Origin of the sequence: Streptomyces sp. NPDC057010, from assembly GCF_042673805.1 — a bacterium.
In the GTDB taxonomy this organism is placed as follows: Bacteria; Actinomycetota; Actinomycetes; order Streptomycetales; family Streptomycetaceae; genus Streptomyces.
The window spans coordinates 1-15,799 of sequence record NZ_JBHUSC010000088.1; the positions used below are offsets into that span (position 1 = coordinate 1).

A 15,799-nucleotide genomic window follows, 5' to 3' on the forward strand; every position below is an offset into this window, starting at 1 on the left:
GGATCTATCCAGCCCCGCCGGCGTTTGAGGCGCGGGCGCGGTAGCGCCGTGTAGTGAGCCGCGCCCGGATAGGGGACGGCTCCGCGCAGCGGCGACCGCCCCCTGCCCGGGGCTACAGGGCTACGCCCAGGAGGGCGTCCACCGTGCGGGAGACCAGGCCCGGGGCCGTCTCGTCCGTTTCGTCGGAGGCCAGCTGCCGCTCCACCCAGCGGTCCACCGCCGCGAGCGCGGCAGGGGCGTCCAGGTCGTTCGACAGGGCCTCGCGGACCTCCTCGACCAAGCCGTCCGCCGGGACCCCGTCCGGGCGGGACACGGCCGCGCGCCAGCGCTCCAGGCGGGCGACCGCCGCGTCCAGGACGGCGTCCGTCCACTCCCAGTCGTCCCGGTAGTGGTGCGACAGGAGGGCGAGGCGGATCGCCACCGGGTCGACCCCGGCCCGCCGCAGCGCCGAGACGAAGACCAGGTTGCCCTTGGACTTCGACATCTTCTCGCCGTGCAGGGCCACCATGCCCGCGTGCACGTACGCCTTGGCCATCGGGAACTCGCCCGTCAGGGTCTGCGCGTGCGAGGCGCCCATCTCGTGGTGCGGGAACGCCAGGTCGGAGCCGCCGCCCTGGATGTCGAAGCCCATGCCCAGGTGGTCCAGGGCGATCGCCACGCACTCGATGTGCCAGCCCGGCCGGCCGCGGCCCAGCGAGCCGCCGTCCCAGCTCGGCTCGCCCGGACGGGCGGCCATCCACAGCATCGGGTCGAGCGGGTTCTTCTTGCCCGGCCGCTCCGGGTCGCCGCCGCGCTCGGCGGACAGCAGCCGCATCGCCTCGGCGTCGAGGTTGGAGACCCCGCCGAAGTGCGGGTCGGACTCGACGGAGAAGTAGATGTCGCCGTCCAGCTCGTACGCGGCGCCCGCGTCCCGCAGCCGCTCGACCAGCGGCACGATGCCGGGTATGGCCTCGACGGCTCCGATGTAGTGCTGCGGCGGCAGCATGCGCAGGGCGGTCATGTCCTCGCGGAAGAGGGCCGTCTCGCGTTCGGCGAGCTCGGTCCAGTCGTGGCCGTCGCGCAGCGCCCGCTCCAGGAGCGGGTCGTCCACGTCCGTGACGTTCTGGACGTAGTGGACCTGCCGCTTGGTGTCGAGCCACACGCGCTGTACGAGGTCGAACGCGTTGTAGGTCGCCGCGTGACCGATGTGGGTCGCGTCGTACGGGGTGATGCCGCAGACGTAGATACGGGCGACGGGACCGGGGGCGAGGGTGATCGTCCCCTGGGTCGCGGTGTCGTGGATCTTGAGGTCGCGGCCCTTGCCAGGAAGGGCGGGGACCTCAGAAGCGGGCCAGGCATGCATGTCTCGAGCCTAACCGGACGGATGTTCCGGAAACGAACCGGACCTGCACTGTTGTCTTGATCGGCACTCTTGCGGTTTGGCCGGATCTATGCGTGTGGCAATTGGCCGGTTCAGACCGGCGGCCAGGGGATCGACGGCCACTGCCCGGACGGCTGCGGGTGGACCCCGGTGCGCAGCAGCTGCGCCACCCGGTCCCGTACGGCGGCCAGCTCGACCGCCGTGATCAGTTCGGCCAGGCGGGTGGCGAGCGGGGCGCCCTCGGCCAGCTCGGCGGTCAGGGAGACCAGGACCTCGCACGCCTCGGCGGTCAGCGGCTCCCCCGCCCACCCCCACAGGAGGGTGCGCAGTTTGTCCTCGGCGTGGAAGGTGACCCCGTGGTCGATGCCGTAGAGCCGCCCGTCCGGGCCGGGCAGCAGGTGCCCGCCCTTGCGGTCGCCGTTGTTGATCACGGCGTCGAGGACGGCGAGCCGCCGCAGCCGGGGGTCGTCGGCGTGGACGAGCAGGGCGGTGCGGCCCTCGCCGACCTCGGCGAAGGCGACGGGCTTCCAGCCCTCCCCCGCCTCCTCGCCCTCGACGAGCGCGAGGAGCTGTTCGCCGGGCGTCTCGTCCTCGGGGGTGTGGATCCACCGCTGGACCATGCCCTCCCCGTACGGTCCGTCGCGCAGCACGGTCGTGGGCACCAGGCCCCAGCCGGTGGCCTCGGAGACCAGGTAGGAGGCGACCTCGCGCTGGGCGAGGTTCCCGTCGGGGAAGTCCCACAGCGGGCGCTCGCCCTTCACCGGCTTGTATACGCAGTCGGCGCTGACGCCCGCGTACGTGACCGTGCACAGCAGGACGGCGTTGGACGCCTCCCGTATCCGGCCGACGACGGTCAGCTCACCCTTGGTGAGCAGCTCCTCGTGTTCCCCCGTCGCGCTCACGCCTGGCGCCGGTAGCCGTTCTGGCGCGGGCACACGTGCCCCTCCGGGTCCAGCGGCAGACTGCACAGCGGGCACGGCGGGCGGCCTGCGTTGACCACGTCCAGGGCCCGCTTGGCGAAGGCCCGGGCCTGGGCGCCGGTGAGGCGGACCCGCAGCATCGGCGGGCCGTTCTCCTCGTCCTGCAGCAGCCGCTCCTCCGCCTCGGCGAGATCCTCGTCCGAGTCGGCCTCGAGTTCCACGAGCGCCTGCGCCTCGACGATCATCCGCTGCTCCTCGCCGTCCCAGGCCAGGGCCATGGTGCCGACGCGGAACTCCTCGTCGACCGGGACGTCCAGGGGCGCGGTGTCGGCGGCCTCGGCGGGGGCGACGGCGGGGACCGGGGCGTTGCCCCCGGTGCGCCGTACGACCTCGTCCAGCAGCTCGTCCATCCGCTCGGCCAGTGCCGCGACCTGGGTCTTCTCCAGCGAGACGCTGGTGACGCGGGGGCCGGAGGAGGCCTGCAGGAAGAACGTACGGCGTCCAGGCAAGCCGACCGTGCCGGCCACGAAGCGGTCCGGCGGGTCGTAGAGGAACACCTGACGGGGCACGTCCAGTCTCCAAATCTCGGCGGCAGGGGCGGTACTGCACGCGGGGGCTGCGTTTTTGGAAGGCCAGTCCACCCTACTGCGCCGTTCGATCACGCCGCGCCCGCGCCGCCTCCCACGACCGCGTTCCCGCCGTCTTCCACTGCTTTGTCCGGTGCGGCCGGGCGCGGCACGAGCGAGCCGAAGTCCCCGGTGTCGCCCAGCCGGAAGAGGAACGGCCGGGTCGGGGTGTAGCGGATGGCGGTGACCGAGCAGGGGTCGACGTGGATGCGCTGGAAGAGGTCCAGGTGCATGCCCAGGGCGTCGGCTACAAGGGACTTGATGATGTCCCCGTGCGAGCACATCAGGAACACGCCGTCGCTGCCGTGCTCCTCCTCGATCCGCGCGTTCCAGTCGCGTACGGCGTCCACGGCGCGGGCCTGCATGGCGCGCATGGACTCGCCGCCGGGGAAGGCCGCCGCTGACGGGTGCTGCTGGACGATCTTCATCAGGGGTTCATCGGACAGTTCGGAGAGTTTGCGGCCCGACCAGTCGCCGTAGTGGCACTCGCCGATCCGTTCGTCGGTGTGCAGCTCCAGCTCCGGCCGGGCGGCCAGCAGCGGGGCGAGGGTCTCCCGGCAGCGTTCCAGCGGGCTGGTGACGGCGGCGGCGAGGGGGACCCCCGCGAGCCGTCCGGGCAGCGCGGCGGCCTGCGCGGCGCCGCGCTCGTCGAGGGTCACTCCCGGGGTCCATCCGGCGAGCAGTCCGGCGGTGTTGGCGGTGGACCGCCCGTGTCGTACGAGGATCAGCGTGGCCATGGCGCCAGCCTAAGCGGTGCCGCCGGCGTGCGGGCGGGGCCGGGGCAGGGAAGAATGCCCGGGTGATTGTGGACTGCGCGATTTATCGGAACGGCCGGCGTACCGAGGGACCGGAGGACTTCTCCGACGCCCTCGACGAGGCGCGCGCGACCGGTGACGCCTTCCTCTGGGTCGGGATGCACGAGCCGACGGCGAAGGAATTCGACCACGTCCGCAGCGAGTTCGGCCTGCACGCGCTGGCGGTGGAGGACGCGCTGACCGCGCACCAGCGGCCGAAGCTGGAGGTCTACGACGATTCGCTGTTCGTCGTCCTGAAGCCGGTGCAGTACGACGAGGCGTCCGACACGGTGACCGCGGGCGAGCTGATGGTCTTCATCGGCGACTCCTTCGTCGTCACCGTCCGGCACGGCGAGGGTTCCCCGCTGGCGGCCGTACGGCGGCGGCTGGAGCACGAGCCCGACGTACTGCGGCACGGCCCGACGGCGGTGCTGTACGCGGTGTCCGACGCGGTGGTGGACCACTACATCGACGTGGCGGCCGAACTCCAGGCGGACCTGGAGGAGCTGGAGGCGGAGGTCTTCGCCCCCAACTCCCTGGACACCAAGAACACCGCCGCCCGGATCTACGGGTTCAAGCGGCAGGTGCTGGAGTTCCGCCGGGCGACGAGCCCGCTGCTCCAGCCGATGGACCGGCTCGCCTTCGGGGAGGTGCCCTTCGTCCACGAGCATTCCCAGCCGTTCTTCCGCGATGTCGCCGACCACCTGACCAAGGCGAACGAGTACATCGAGGGCCTGGACCGGCTGCTGTCGGACGCGCTGGCCGCGCACCTGGCGCAGATGGGGGTCCGGCAGAACGACGACATGCGCAAGATCTCCGCCTGGGCGGCGATGGCGGCGGTCCCCACGATGGTGGCGGGGATCTACGGCATGAACTTCGACGACATGCCGGAGCTCAAGCAGACCTGGGGCTATCCGGCGGTGCTGGTGGTCATGGTGGCCCTGTGCGTGGGCCTGCACCGCTTGTTCAAACGCCGCGGCTGGCTCTGAGGCCGGGCGGGCCGGGCTTCAGGCGAACTCGGGTGAGGTGACCGGAGCGCCGCCCAGCGCGTCGCGCCGCTCCGGCATGTGCAGGGCGACCATCCGGTGCCAGCCGGCGAAGCGCTCGTAGGCGTACATGCCGCGGATGCCGGCGGCGAGCGCGGCCGCCTTGGGCGCGGGCCAGTGCAGCAGCCGCCCCATGTGGCGCATGACGGCCAGGCTCACGTCCCGGTAGACGGCGATCTCGACCAGCGCGCTCTCCCGCAGCACCTGCTGGATGGTGCGGCCGTGGCCCGCCCGGGCCAGGCGCAGCAACTCCTCGTGGCAGTAGGCGAGGTGGTTGTCCTCGTCGTGGCTGATCATGCGGATGGCCTTGCCGACCTCGGGATGGTCGCCGAAGTGCCGGACCAGCATGTCCATCTGGTCGGCGGCCCGCTGTTCGGTGACGCGGCTGTGGGAGAGGTAGACCACGATGTCGCGCTCGGTCAGCGGCTCGTCCCGGCGCAGCTTCTCGTGCGCGAGGCCGATGCCGCTGCGCTCCAGGAGCATCGTGTAGTCCGTCTCCGGGGGTACGGGGACGGGCGGCAGGCCGCGCTTGCGCAGCAGGGCGTTGAAGATCCGGCCGTGCTTGTCCTCGTCGGCGCCGTGCCGGGTGATCTTGGGCGTGAGATCGCGCATCCCCTCCGGGACGAGGGCCGCGATGCGGGCGTTCTCCCAGCCGCCCTGGGACTCCCCGCTGGCGGCGATGGAGCAGAACAGCTGGAAGGAGTCGTCGTTGTCGACGATCTCCTGGAACAGGCTGCGGGCAGAGAGCATGCTCCGAGTCAAACCCCGCCCGCGGGGGCGGGCAACCGATGGGTCGCGCGGCTCGTCCGAATGAACGAAAAGGGGGGATGGACCCCGGTGCGTAACCCGGCGGGCGCCCGCGGCGTTGTTGGCTGTGTCGGCCGTGGCGGGGAAGACCCCCGAGCCCCCACCACGGCCGCAGGGCCCGGAGATCAGGCCAGGCCCGCGCGCTCCATGGCCTCGGTGCCGGCGCGCAGGGCGGCGATCCGCTCGTCCAGGGTGAATCCGGCCGGGGCGAGCGTGAGGGTGGTGACCCCGGCCTCGGCGTAGGCCCGCATCCCGTCCGCGATCCGCTCGACGGGGCCGAGCAGCGTGGTCGAGTCGATCAGCGAGTGCGGGACGGCGGCGGCCGCCCCGTCCTTGTCGCCGCCCAGGTACTTGGTCTGGATCTCGGCGGCTTCCTTCTCGTAGCCCATCCGCTGGGCGAGCTGGTTGTAGAAGTTCTGCTTCGGGCTGCCCATGCCGCCGACGTACAGGGCGGTGTACGGGCGGAACATGTCGGCGAGGGCGTTCACGTCCTCGCCGACGGCGAGCGGCACGGTCGGGCAGACGTCGAAGCCGTCCATGGTCAGCCCGGCCTTCGCGCGGCCCGCGCGGATGTGCCGCAGGGCCGTCTCCTCCAGGTGCTCGGCGGCCGGGAAGATCAGCAGGGCGCCGTCGGCGATCTCGCCGGTCTGCTCGAGGTTCTTGGGTCCGATGGCCGCGATGTAGAGCGGGATGTGCTCGCGCTCCGGGTGCACGGTCAGCTTGATCGGCTTGCCGGGGCCGCCGGGCAGCGGAAGGGTCCAGTGCTCGCCCTCGTAGCTCAGCCGCTCGCGGGACATGGCCTTGCGGACGATCTCGACGTACTCGCGGGTGCGGGCGAGCGGCTTGTCGAACTTGACGCCGTACCAGCCCTCGGAGACCTGGGGGCCGGAGACGCCGAGGCCGAGACGGAAGCGGCCCTTGGTGAGGGAGTCCAGGGTGGCGGCGGTCATCGCGGTCATCGCCGGCTGGCGGGCCGGGATCTGGAAGATGGCGGAGCCGACGTCGATCCGCTCGGTCTGCGCGGCCACCCAGGCCAGTACCGTCGCCGCGTCGGAGCCGTAGGCCTCGGCGGCCCAGCAGACGTCGTAGCCGAGGCGGTCGGCCTCCTGCGCGACGGCGAGGTTGTCGGCGTCCATGCCCGCGCCCCAGTAGCCGAGATTGATGCCGAGCCTCATGTGTCGTCCCCTTACGGTGTGCCGGTTTACCGATCAGTAACGTTGGTCTGCGGGGACTGTAGCGTGCCAGGTCCCGCCGCGTCAGTGCCCCAGTAGTCTCAGCGTCCATGGAGCAGAGGCATCTCGGCCGCACCGGACTGCGCGTCTCCCGGATCGGCCTCGGCACCCTCACCTGGGGCCGCGACACCGGTGAGGAAGCCGCCGCCGAGCAGGTGAAGACGTTCTGGGAGGCGGGCGGCACGCTCGTCGACACGGCCGACGTGTACGGCGGCGGGGAGGCGGAGTACCTCCTCGGGCGGCTGCTGGACGGGCTCGTGCCGCGCCGGGACCTGGTCATCGCGACCAAGTCCGGCAGCGTGCCGGATCCGGACCGGCGGTTCGACGGCTCCCGCGGCCACCTCCTGTCCGCCCTGGACGACTCCCTGGCCCGCCTGGGCACGGACTACGTGGACCTGTGGCAGGTCCACGCCTTCGACCCGGCGACCCCGCTGGAGGAGACCCTCCAGGCGCTGGACCTGGCGGTGTCGAGCGGCCGGGCCCGCTACGCCGGGGTCGCCGGCTTCAGCGGCTGGCAGCTGGCGAAGGCGGCGACCTGGCAGCTCGCGGCGCCGGGGGCGCGGACCCGGCTGGCCTCCACGCAGATGGAGTACTCCCTGCTCCAGCGGGGCGTGGAGCGGGAGGTGCTGCCGGCCGCGCTGGACCTCGGCGTCGGGCTCCTGCCCTCCTCCCCGCTGGGCCGAGGGGTCCTCACCGGCAAGTACCGGGAGGGCATCCCGGCGGACTCCCGCGGCGCCTCGCGGACCCTGGCCGCGCTGGTGGACCCGTACCTCGACGAGGCGGCGGGCCGCATCGTGGACGCGGTGGTGACGGCGGCCCAGGGCCTGGCGGTGACCCCGCTCCAGGTGGCCCTGGCGTGGATCCGGGACCGGCCGGGGGTGGTCGCGCCGATCGTCGGCGCGCGGACGTCCGCGCAGCTCGGGGCGGCTCTGTCGGTGGAGGCCCTTAGTCTTCCGGAGGAGATCTGCCGGGCGCTGGACGATGTGTCGGCTCCGGTGCACCGCTACCCCGACCAGGACTGGAGCACGCTGTGAGTACGGACCGCCAAGCCGAAGCCGCTGCCGCTGCCGCTGCCGCTGCCGCGGAGGAAGCCGGCCCCGGCTCGGCCCAGGCCGGACCGAGCAGCACGGAGGACACCCCCATGACCCCAGCAGCCGCCCCGGCCGACCCCAACACCCCCGAGCCGGCTGCCACTCCGCCGTCCGGCGAGCCCGCCGCGGGCGGCGGGGACGAAGGGTCGGCGGCCGAGCCCGCGGAAGGGGCCGGAGGCCCGGGCCGCGGCGAAGGCCAGGAGCGGGGTCCAGGGGCGGAGCCCCTGGTTTCGGGAAGGGGCGGGGTGGGGGAAAGCCCCGCAGGGCCCACCGCGCACCCCGAGCCCGCCGACGCGGAGGCCACGGGCGACTCCAGCGAGGCGGCGGCGCCCGCGCTGAGCGAGGCCGCCGCCGAACTGGCCGCGCAGAAGGTCGAGCGGGAGCGGATCGCGCGGCGGAAGGCCGAGCGGGAGGGTCCCGTGGACGCCGGGGCGAAGCTCAGCGGGAAGGCCGCCGATCTGCTGGCCGCCGTACGGGCCGTGGAGAGCGGGGAGAAGCCGCCCGCGCTGTACTTCGACGAGGCCCCGGCCGCGCCGCGCAGGGCGGCCCCGACTCCCCCGCCGACCCGCAAGCCGGCCCCCGCCCCGGCGGCGGCCGCCGCCCCGTCCGCCGACGCCGTCGACTCCGTCCGCGCCTTCCTGGCCCGCGGCGGCGCCCCCGAGACCCTCGCCGCCCCCGCCGCGGCGGCCCTCGGCGACGGCGCCGCCGAGCAGCTCGCCGAGAACCCCTGGCAGCTGCTGGCGGTCCCCGCGGTCCGGCCGGCCCAGGCCGACGGCTTCGCCCGCGCCCTCCTCGGCCCCGAGGCCGGCCCGGGCGACGAGCGCCGCACCACCGCCCTGGTGGGCTGGCTGCTGGTCCAGGCCGGCCTCAAGGGGCACACCGCGCTGGAGGCCCCGGTCCTGGAGAAGGCCCTGGCCCAGTACGGCGTTCCGGACCCCGCCGAGGCCCTGGAGCAGGCCATCGGCGAGGGCTCCGTGCTGGTCTTCCACGAGCCGCTGGGTGCCCCGGTGCCGGAGGGCGAGGAGCAGCCCGTACGCATTCTCGTGGGCCTGGAGGGTTCCGCGATGGCCGAGGAGAGCCTGGCCGACGGCCTGGCCCGGATCGCCAACACCTTCGACGGCACGGCCGATTGGGAGGAGGCCGCCGCGCCGGGACCGGGCGCCGAGCTGATCCGCGCGGTCGCCGCGCACGGCCTGGTCGCCCACACCGGCGGCGAGGCCGCCCGCGCCGAGCCGCTCGCCCTGCTGGCGGCCGCCCGCGAGCTGGGCCTGCGCGCCTGCCTGGCCGCGCACGCCCCCTCCGCCGGGGGAGTCACCGTGGCCGGGCTGCTGTCGGGCACGGAGGGCCCCGGCCGGGACGCCGACGGGCAGTTCGCGCTGGACCTGCTCGTCGTCCTCGACGCGCCCCAGCTCGACGTGGAGACCGCCGCCGCACTGGTGGAGTCCGTCCCCGACGGGGCCCGTCTGGTTCTCTCCGGCGATCCGGGGGTGCTCGGTTCCGCCGGGGCCGGGCGGGTCTTCGGCGATCTCCTGGCGGCCCGCGCCTGCCCCCAGGTGGTCTCCCGCGTCCCGGATCCGGGCCCGATCGGCGAGCTGGTCTCGGGCATCGGCATCGGCGAGCTGAACCAGGTCGACGCCCCCGGCAAGGAGGTCGTCATCGTCCCGGTGCGCGACGCCGGTGAGGCCGTGCACCGTGCCGTCCAGCTGGTGGCCGAGTCGGTGCCCCGTGCCTTCGGGATCCCGGCCGACAGGGTGCAGGTGATCACCCCCGGCCACGGCGGTTCCGCGGGGACCCGGGCGCTGAACGCCGCCCTCAAGGAGCGGCTGAACCCCGGCCCGGGCCGGTTCGGCGGCTTCGACCCCGGCGACCGGGTCGTCCACGTGCCCTCGCCCGGGCGGGCCCTGCCGGCCCGGGTGGTGTCGGCCGACGCGGAGGGGCTGCACCTGGACCGGGAGGGCGAGCGGGTCGTCGTACCGAAGGAGCTCGTCGAGGCCCGGGTGCGGCACGGCTGGGCGGTCACGGCGCACCAGGCCGTGGGCGCGCGCTGGCCCGCGGTGGTCGTCGTACTGCCGGGTGACGCGGCGCAGTCCCTGTCCCGGGACTGGGTGTACACGGCGTTCGGGCGGGCCGAGCGGCACCTGTCGGTGGTGCACGGCGTGGACCAGGCGCTGCCGCGCGCGGTGGCGGAGGTGCTGCCGAAGCCGCGCACGACCCGGCTGACGGGCCTGCTGTCGGCCCTCGCGGCGTCGGCGGCCGGCGAGCAGCCGCAGTAGCCGGAAGCGGCCCCCGACCCTTCTCGGGACGGGGGCCGCCGGCGGATCAGGCGGGGGTCAACCCCCGCTCCGTGGCCTCGTCTTCGGCGTCCTCGTCATCGTCCTCGTCATCGTCCTCGTCGTCTTCCTCGTCTTCCTCGTCGAAGACTGCGCTGACGTCGAAGCGGTGGAGGACGTCCTCCGGATCGGTGTGCTCGAAGGGCGAGCCGAGCCACTCCCCCGGTTCGGCTGCTTCCTCCAACGCCGCGATCCAGAGCGTGGAATCGCCTTCCTCCAGCCCGAACTCCTTGTAGCGGGAGGCGATCTCGTCGGGCTCGTACTCCCCGAAGAGCACGCCCAGCGCCCCGGCCGTGCCGCCGTCGTGGACGAGTTCGGCCTCGCGGTCGTGCGCGGCGACCCGCTCGGCCTGCGCGATCAGCCGCGGCGGCTCGACCACGGCGTAGTCGCGGCGGATGAGCACGCTGAAGGCGGCGGGCTCCGCCGGGCCGGTGTACGGGACACCGTCCTCGGGCGTGGGGATCTCGAAGGGGGTGACCTCGTCGTAGCGGTCGTAGAGGAGCTCGTCGTACTCCTCGGCCGCGGCGGCGAGTTCGTTGAACGCGGCGTAGACCTCCGGGTCCTCGTCCCCGGTCCTGCGCTCGACCGCGTCGAGGTGGCGGTCGAGTGCGGCCTTGACCGCCTCGGCGGCGGCGCGTACCTCGGCAACAGTGGGCAGAGCGGCATCAGACATAGAGCAGACGCTATCCGTAGCAGGGCTCTGCCCGCACAATAGATGCGATGCCGGAATACGAATTTGTCGACGTGTACGTGCCTCGCGGGGTTCCCCGCAAGGAGGCGACCCGCCTGCTGACCGACCATGCCGAGTACGGGAACTGGGAGCTCGACCGCCTCAGCCTGCACCGGGACGGCAGCCGCCGCGTGCGGTTGCGCCGCCGGATCATCCGCCAGGTCCGCGCGACCTGGTGACGCGGATGACGCGGGCCCCGGCGCCGGGGCCCGCGTCGTGAGTGCCCGTCAGGCGGCGTTGCGGGCGCGCCGGTAGAGGACGGCGCCGCCCAGCAGCAGGCCGCCCGCGAGCGGGAGGCCGGCGGTGAGGACGTCGCCGGCGCCCGTGGCGGCGAGACCGGCCGACTGGCCGGGGGTGCCGCTCCCGCCGGTGGCGGGGCCGGGGTGCGTGACGGGGGTGACGGAGCCGGTACCCGGCGTCCCGGGGTTCTGGCCGCCGTGGCCGGGGGCCTCCGTACCGGGAGTACCGGGCGTACCGGGGGTCCCCGGCGTGTGCCCGCCCGGCGTACCCGGGTTTCCGGGGTGCTCCCCGCCCGGCGTGCCGGGGTTGCCGGGGGTCTCCGTACCGGGGTTGCCCGGCTGACCCGGGTGACCCGGGTTTCCGGGGTTCTCCGTACCCGGGTGGCCCGGGTTGCCGGGGTGGCCCGGGGTTCCCGGATGCCCCGGGTTGCCCGGATTGCCGGGGTGTCCCGGGTGGTCGTCGCACGGCTCGTCCCCGTCGTCGCCACCGCCCGGGTGTCCGGGGTGCCCGGGGTGGCCCGGGTTGCCGGGGTGTCCCGGGTGCCCGGGGTGTTCCGGCTTGCCGCCGTGGCCCGAACCGTTGAAGCAGTGGTTCCCGAAGGCCGGATTGAGGCCCCCGACCACCGTCACGGAGTTCCCGCACGCGTTCACCGGCGCGTCCACGGGCGCCTGCACGGTGTTCCCGGACAGCAGTCCCGGAGAGTTCGCGGCATGCCCCGAGGCGCCGGAGTCCGCGTGTGCGTACCCCCCGCCCATGGCGAGGACACCCCCCGCGGCAGCCATGGTGATCAGGGTCTTCCTGGTGACCTGTGCCGGTCGTCGCATCTGTACTCGTCCCCTGGTGTGCACGTATCGGTCGACGTACAGGCCGTACGAGGCTCCCCCGCCTGGTACGCCGAAACTGAGGTTCCGGGCCGGAAAGCCCGGCGGCCCCGGAACGCTGGAGTGCGTTCCGGGGCTCAGGACTTCAGGAGCGTCAGGCGTTGACGCAGGTGTTGCCGAAGGCCGGGTTCAGCAGGCCGATCACGTTGACGGTGTTGCCGCACACGTTGATCGGGATGTGGATCGGAACCTGGACGACGTTGCCGGACAGGACGCCGGGGGAGCCGATGGCCGCACCCTGCGCACCCGCGTCGGCGACGGCGAGACCCGCGCCCGCGAGAACCAGGCCACCGGTGGCAGCGGCAGCGGCCACAACCTTCTTGATCATTGTTCCTCCTAGTAGGCAATGCGGTCCCAGCCGCGGACCGCACCACCTGTAACGAGGAGGGATCACCGGGGCTACGAGCGTATGAGCGCATTCACTCTTCCCAGTGGTTTGCGCACACCTCTGCGATTCCCGGGCGTTAGGCGTTGTCGATGAATCGGTCGAGGACCCGGACGCCGAACTTCAGTCCGTCGACCGGCACCCGCTCGTCCACGCCGTGGAACATCCCGGCGAAGTCCAGCTCCGGCGGCAGCTGGAGCGGCGCGAAGCCGAAGCAGCGGATGCCCAGGTCGTCGAAGGACTTGGCGTCCGTACCGCCCGAGAGCATGTACGGGACGGCCCGCGCGATCGGGTCCTCGGCCTTCAGGGCGCCCTGCATGGCATCGACCAGACGGCCGTCGAAGTCCGTCTCCAGCGCCTTGTCCCCGTGCACGTCCTCCCGCTTCACGCGCGGGCCGAGGATGCGGTCGAGGTCGGCGAAGAACTCGTCCTCGTAGCCCGGCAGGAAGCGGCCGTCCACGTGGGCCGTCGCCTGGCCGGGGATGACGTTGACCTTGTAGCCCGCGCCGAGCATGGTCGGGGCGGCCGAGTTGCGCAGGGTGGCGCCGACCATCTTGGCGATGCCGCCGAGCTTGGCGAGCGTCGCGTCCATGTCGTCCGGGTCCAGCGGGGTGCCGAGCGCGTCCGAGAGCTCGTCCAGGAAGCTGCGCACGGTCTTGGTCACGCGCACCGGCCACGTGTGGCGGCCGAGCCGCCCCACGGCCTCGCACAGCTCCGTGATCGCGTTGTCGTTGTTGGTCATGGAGCCGTGGCCCGCGGTGCCCTCCACCGTGAGCCGCATCCAGTGCATGCCCTTCTGGGCGGTCTCCACCAGGTACAGCCGCAGGTTCTCGTTCACGGTGAAGGAGAAGCCGCCGACCTCGCCGATGGCCTCGGTGACGCCCTCGAAGAGCCCCGGGTGCTTGTCGACCAGGTGGCGGGCCCCGTAGACGCCGCCCGCCTCCTCGTCCGCGAGGAAGGCCAGCACGATGTCCCGGGGGGGCTTGCGCCCGCTGCGCATGCGGTCGCGTACGACGGCCAGCGTCATCGCGTCCATGTCCTTCATGTCGACGGCGCCGCGGCCCCACACGCAGCCGTCGGCGATCTCGCCCGCGAAGGGGTCGTACGTCCAGTCGGCCGCATTGGCCGGAACCACGTCGGTGTGCCCGTGGATGAGCAGCGCGGGCCGCGAGGGGTCCTCCCCCTCGATCCGCGCGACGGTGGAGGCCCGCCCCTTGTGCGATTCGAAGATCTGCGGCTCCAGCCCCACCTCGGCGAGCTTCTCGGCCACCCACTCGGCCGCCTTGCGCTCGCCGGGGCCCGAGTGGTCTCCGTAGTTGCTGGTGTCGATCCGGATGAGGTCCCGGCAGAGGTCGACGACCTCGTCCTCGCCGGAGACGGTCCTGCCCGCGCTCGACTCGCTCACGCTGCTTCCTCCCACTGATCAGTACCGAACTGCCCCCATCCTCCCGCTCCGGGCCGCTCCGCCCAAGGGCGATCCCCGGTCACCGGGGGGTGTGATCGAGGACCCCGGAATGTTTGGTAATGTTTTCCACGTCGGAACGGCCCGCGAGGGACGCGAGACAGACACCTTGTCCGGGTGGCGGAATGGCAGACGCGCTAGCTTGAGGTGCTAGTGCCCTTTATCGGGCGTGGGGGTTCAAGTCCCCCCTCGGACACAAGAGCGAGAACCCCACTTCGGTGGGGTTCTTTGCGTTTGCGGACTGCGGTGTGCCGCGCGCCGCGTACGGCATCATGGCCGTGACCGGCGGACGGGGGGACGGGGGACACGGCGTGGCGCAGGACGGGCCGGGCAACAGCACGGTGATCGGTGGCCGTTACCGGCTTCGGGAGCGGCTGGGCCGGGGCGGCATGGGGACCGTCTGGCGGGCCGAGGACGAGCTGCTGGGGCGGCCGGTGGCCGTCAAGGAGCTCCATCTCGACGCCGGGACGCAGGCCATGGGGGCCCTGCGGGAGGCGCGGGTCGTCGCGCAGATCAGGCATCCGCACGTGGTGGTCGTGCACGACGTCGTGGAGCACGAGGGGATCCCCTTCATCGTCATGGAGCTCGTCGACGGCGGCTCGCTGGCCGAGCGGCTCGCCACCGCGGGGCCGCTGGCCCCTGCCGAGGCGGCCCGGATCGGGCTCGCGCTGCTGGGGGCCCTGGGGGCGGCGCACGACCGCGGTGTGCTGCACCGGGACGTGAAGCCGGCCAATGTCCTCATGGAGGCGGGGACCGGCCGCGCGGTGCTGACCGACTTCGGGATCGCCCGGCTGGCCGGGGCGACGACCATCAGCGAGACCGGGGCCTTCGTGGGCTCGCCGGAGTACACGGCGCCCGAGCGGATGCAGGGCGCGGAGGCCGGGCCGGCGGCCGATCTGTGGTCGCTGGGCGCCCTGCTGTGCGCGGCCGTCACGGGCGAGTCGCCCTTCCGCAGGGATTCGATCGGCGGGATCCTGCACGCCGTCGTGTTCGACGAGATCCGTCCGCCCGCGCGGCTGGGGCCGCTCGTTCCGGTCGTACGGGGTCTGCTGGAGCGGGATCCGAAGCGGCGGCTGGGCGCGGCGGAGGCGGGGCGGATGCTGGCCGCCTGCGCGGCGGGCGAGGACGGGGCCGGGCCGCTGCCTGCTGCGGCGTACACGCCGACCGAGCGGGTCACCCGGCCCGGCGGCCCGCTGCCGGCGCGGTCCGGGCGGCGGCGGACGGCGCTGCGGGTGGGGCTGGTCGCGGCGCTGATCGTCGCGACGGTCGGCGGCACGGTGATGGCGACCACGCTGCTCGCGGACGACCGGGATCAGGGGAAGGGGTCCGGTGGGACGGTGGGTGCCGCCGGCCCGTCCGTGTCCGTGTCGGTGTCGGTGTCGCCGTCCCCGTCGCCGTCCGTTTCGCTGTCCGTGTCCCCGGCCGCGGTGCCGTCCGCGTCCCCGTCGCCGCCGGCCGTGGCCGGCGGGTCGGTGCGGCCCGCGCCCGCCGGGTACCAGGTCGTGTCCGACGTGCGGGGTTTCAGCCTCGCCGTACCGGCCGGGTTCCGGCGCAGCACCGACGACCAGCGCGTCTTCTACGAGTCGCCGGACGGCTCCGTGCGGATCGGGATCAAGATGACGGCGCCGTCGGCGGGAGGCCCGCTCGCGGTGATGCGGCTCGCCGACAAGAACGGCCCGGACACCAATCGGGGCTACCGGGAGAACAAGGTCGTCGCGACGACGCACGACGGGCTGCCGGCCGCCCTGTGGGAGTTCACCTGGGACGGCTTCACGCGTGCCGAGGGGGCCCGGCACACGTTCGACGTGTCCAAAGACGACGCGCACGGGTTCATGTGCGCCTGGCACTACGTCAACCACCACCTCGGCACCCCGGACAAATGGCTCCTCCCCAAG

The 15,799-nt window shown here is 73.4% G+C and carries 15 protein-coding genes and 1 tRNA gene; 6 read left to right on the top strand and 10 right to left on the bottom strand.

Annotation, left to right across the window (positions count from 1 at the left end):
- Positions 1-112 precede the first annotated feature (112 nt).
- The 4 genes from mshC to ACFTXQ_RS35150 all read right to left on the bottom strand — a co-directional run bounded on the left by mshC (position 113) and on the right by ACFTXQ_RS35150 (position 3,643).
- Entirely contained in the window at positions 113-1,342 is a 1,230-nt protein-coding gene (gene mshC, locus ACFTXQ_RS35135; protein WP_382649305.1) for a cysteine--1-D-myo-inosityl 2-amino-2-deoxy-alpha-D-glucopyranoside ligase, read from the bottom strand.
- 110 nt (positions 1,343-1,452) lie between these two features.
- Positions 1,453-2,295, bottom strand: coding sequence for an SCO1664 family protein (locus tag ACFTXQ_RS35140; RefSeq protein WP_382649307.1), 843 nt, complete (start codon positions 2,293-2,295; stop codon positions 1,453-1,455).
- Complete coding sequence (locus tag ACFTXQ_RS35145; RefSeq protein WP_382649310.1) at positions 2,259-2,849, bottom strand: DUF3090 domain-containing protein; 591 nt, start codon at positions 2,847-2,849, stop codon at positions 2,259-2,261. Before ACFTXQ_RS35145 ends, ACFTXQ_RS35140 begins: the two co-directional genes overlap by 37 nt.
- 89 nt (positions 2,850-2,938) lie before the next feature.
- Entirely contained in the window at positions 2,939-3,643 is a 705-nt protein-coding gene (locus ACFTXQ_RS35150) for a histidine phosphatase family protein (protein WP_382649313.1), read from the bottom strand.
- A 62-nt stretch (positions 3,644-3,705) separates the two neighbouring features.
- On the opposite strand from ACFTXQ_RS35150, the gene ACFTXQ_RS35155 reads away from it, so the two are divergent.
- Positions 3,706-4,689, top strand: a complete 984-nt coding sequence (locus tag ACFTXQ_RS35155) for a magnesium and cobalt transport protein CorA (protein ID WP_382649316.1) — start codon at positions 3,706-3,708, stop codon at positions 4,687-4,689.
- Positions 4,690-4,707: 18 nt separating this feature from the next.
- On the opposite strand, the gene ACFTXQ_RS35160 is transcribed toward ACFTXQ_RS35155, so the two are convergent.
- Positions 4,708-5,496: a ferritin-like domain-containing protein gene (locus ACFTXQ_RS35160; RefSeq protein ID WP_382649319.1), complete on the bottom strand. Its 789-nt coding sequence runs from the start codon at positions 5,494-5,496 to the stop codon at positions 4,708-4,710.
- 182 nt (positions 5,497-5,678) lie between these two features.
- Positions 5,679-6,728 carry an LLM class F420-dependent oxidoreductase gene (locus tag ACFTXQ_RS35165; protein ID WP_382649322.1) on the bottom strand — a complete coding sequence of 350 codons (1,050 nt, stop codon included), beginning with the start codon at positions 6,726-6,728 and terminating at the stop codon, positions 5,679-5,681.
- A 107-nt stretch (positions 6,729-6,835) separates the two neighbouring features.
- Between ACFTXQ_RS35165 and ACFTXQ_RS35170 the strand changes: the two genes are divergently transcribed.
- Together ACFTXQ_RS35170 and ACFTXQ_RS35175 are read left to right on the top strand one after the other, a co-directional pair.
- The gene (locus ACFTXQ_RS35170) at positions 6,836-7,819 is read left to right on the top strand and encodes an aldo/keto reductase (RefSeq protein WP_382649324.1); all 984 of its coding nucleotides are present in this window, start codon (positions 6,836-6,838) and stop codon (positions 7,817-7,819) included.
- 107 nt (positions 7,820-7,926) lie between these two features.
- Complete coding sequence (locus ACFTXQ_RS35175) at positions 7,927-10,149, top strand: helix-hairpin-helix domain-containing protein (RefSeq protein ID WP_382649327.1); 2,223 nt, start codon at positions 7,927-7,929, stop codon at positions 10,147-10,149.
- Between the two features lie 46 nt (positions 10,150-10,195).
- Here the strand turns inward: ACFTXQ_RS35175 and ACFTXQ_RS35180 are convergent, their stop codons facing one another.
- On the bottom strand, positions 10,196-10,879 hold the full coding sequence (locus tag ACFTXQ_RS35180; protein WP_382649329.1) for a hypothetical protein: 684 nt from the start codon (positions 10,877-10,879) through the stop codon (positions 10,196-10,198).
- 47 nt (positions 10,880-10,926) lie between these two features.
- Between ACFTXQ_RS35180 and ACFTXQ_RS35185 the strand changes: the two genes are divergently transcribed.
- Positions 10,927-11,115, top strand: coding sequence for a DUF5703 family protein (locus ACFTXQ_RS35185; protein WP_073774709.1), 189 nt, complete (start codon positions 10,927-10,929; stop codon positions 11,113-11,115).
- Between the two features lie 48 nt (positions 11,116-11,163).
- Here ACFTXQ_RS35185 and ACFTXQ_RS35190 read toward each other — a convergent pair whose 3' ends face one another.
- The 3 genes from ACFTXQ_RS35190 to ACFTXQ_RS35200 all read right to left on the bottom strand — a co-directional run bounded on the left by ACFTXQ_RS35190 (position 11,164) and on the right by ACFTXQ_RS35200 (position 13,847).
- Positions 11,164-12,000 carry a chaplin family protein gene (locus tag ACFTXQ_RS35190; protein WP_382649332.1) on the bottom strand — a complete coding sequence of 279 codons (837 nt, stop codon included), beginning with the start codon at positions 11,998-12,000 and terminating at the stop codon, positions 11,164-11,166.
- Positions 12,001-12,151: 151 nt separating this feature from the next.
- Positions 12,152-12,385 (bottom strand): chaplin, encoded by a 234-nt coding sequence (locus ACFTXQ_RS35195; RefSeq protein WP_382649335.1) that lies wholly within the window; start codon positions 12,383-12,385, stop codon positions 12,152-12,154.
- Positions 12,386-12,521: 136 nt separating this feature from the next.
- Positions 12,522-13,847, bottom strand: a complete 1,326-nt coding sequence (locus ACFTXQ_RS35200) for a M20/M25/M40 family metallo-hydrolase (protein ID WP_382649338.1) — start codon at positions 13,845-13,847, stop codon at positions 12,522-12,524.
- A gap of 168 nt (positions 13,848-14,015) precedes the next feature.
- Between ACFTXQ_RS35200 and ACFTXQ_RS35205 the strand changes: the two genes are divergently transcribed.
- Positions 14,016-14,100, top strand: a tRNA-Leu gene (locus tag ACFTXQ_RS35205).
- 52 nt (positions 14,101-14,152) lie between these two features.
- On the top strand, positions 14,153-15,799 hold a 1,647-nt coding region (locus ACFTXQ_RS35210), incomplete at its 3' end, for a serine/threonine-protein kinase (protein ID WP_382649341.1).

Coding starts and splice junctions, on each gene's coding strand:
- ACFTXQ_RS35150 (WP_382649313.1), bottom strand. CDS start 3,643: ATGGCCACGCTGATCCTCGTACGACACGGGCGGTCCACCGCCAACACC.
- ACFTXQ_RS35160 (WP_382649319.1), bottom strand. CDS start 5,496: ATGCTCTCTGCCCGCAGCCTGTTCCAGGAGATCGTCGACAACGACGAC.
- mshC (WP_382649305.1), bottom strand. CDS start 1,342: ATGCATGCCTGGCCCGCTTCTGAGGTCCCCGCCCTTCCTGGCAAGGGC.
- ACFTXQ_RS35185 (WP_073774709.1), top strand. CDS start 10,927: ATGCCGGAATACGAATTTGTCGACGTGTACGTGCCTCGCGGGGTTCCC.
- ACFTXQ_RS35170 (WP_382649324.1), top strand. CDS start 6,836: ATGGAGCAGAGGCATCTCGGCCGCACCGGACTGCGCGTCTCCCGGATC.
- ACFTXQ_RS35175 (WP_382649327.1), top strand. CDS start 7,927: ATGACCCCAGCAGCCGCCCCGGCCGACCCCAACACCCCCGAGCCGGCT.
- ACFTXQ_RS35195 (WP_382649335.1), bottom strand. CDS start 12,385: ATGATCAAGAAGGTTGTGGCCGCTGCCGCTGCCACCGGTGGCCTGGTT.
- ACFTXQ_RS35190 (WP_382649332.1), bottom strand. CDS start 12,000: ATGCGACGACCGGCACAGGTCACCAGGAAGACCCTGATCACCATGGCT.
- ACFTXQ_RS35180 (WP_382649329.1), bottom strand. CDS start 10,879: ATGTCTGATGCCGCTCTGCCCACTGTTGCCGAGGTACGCGCCGCCGCC.
- ACFTXQ_RS35165 (WP_382649322.1), bottom strand. CDS start 6,728: ATGAGGCTCGGCATCAATCTCGGCTACTGGGGCGCGGGCATGGACGCC.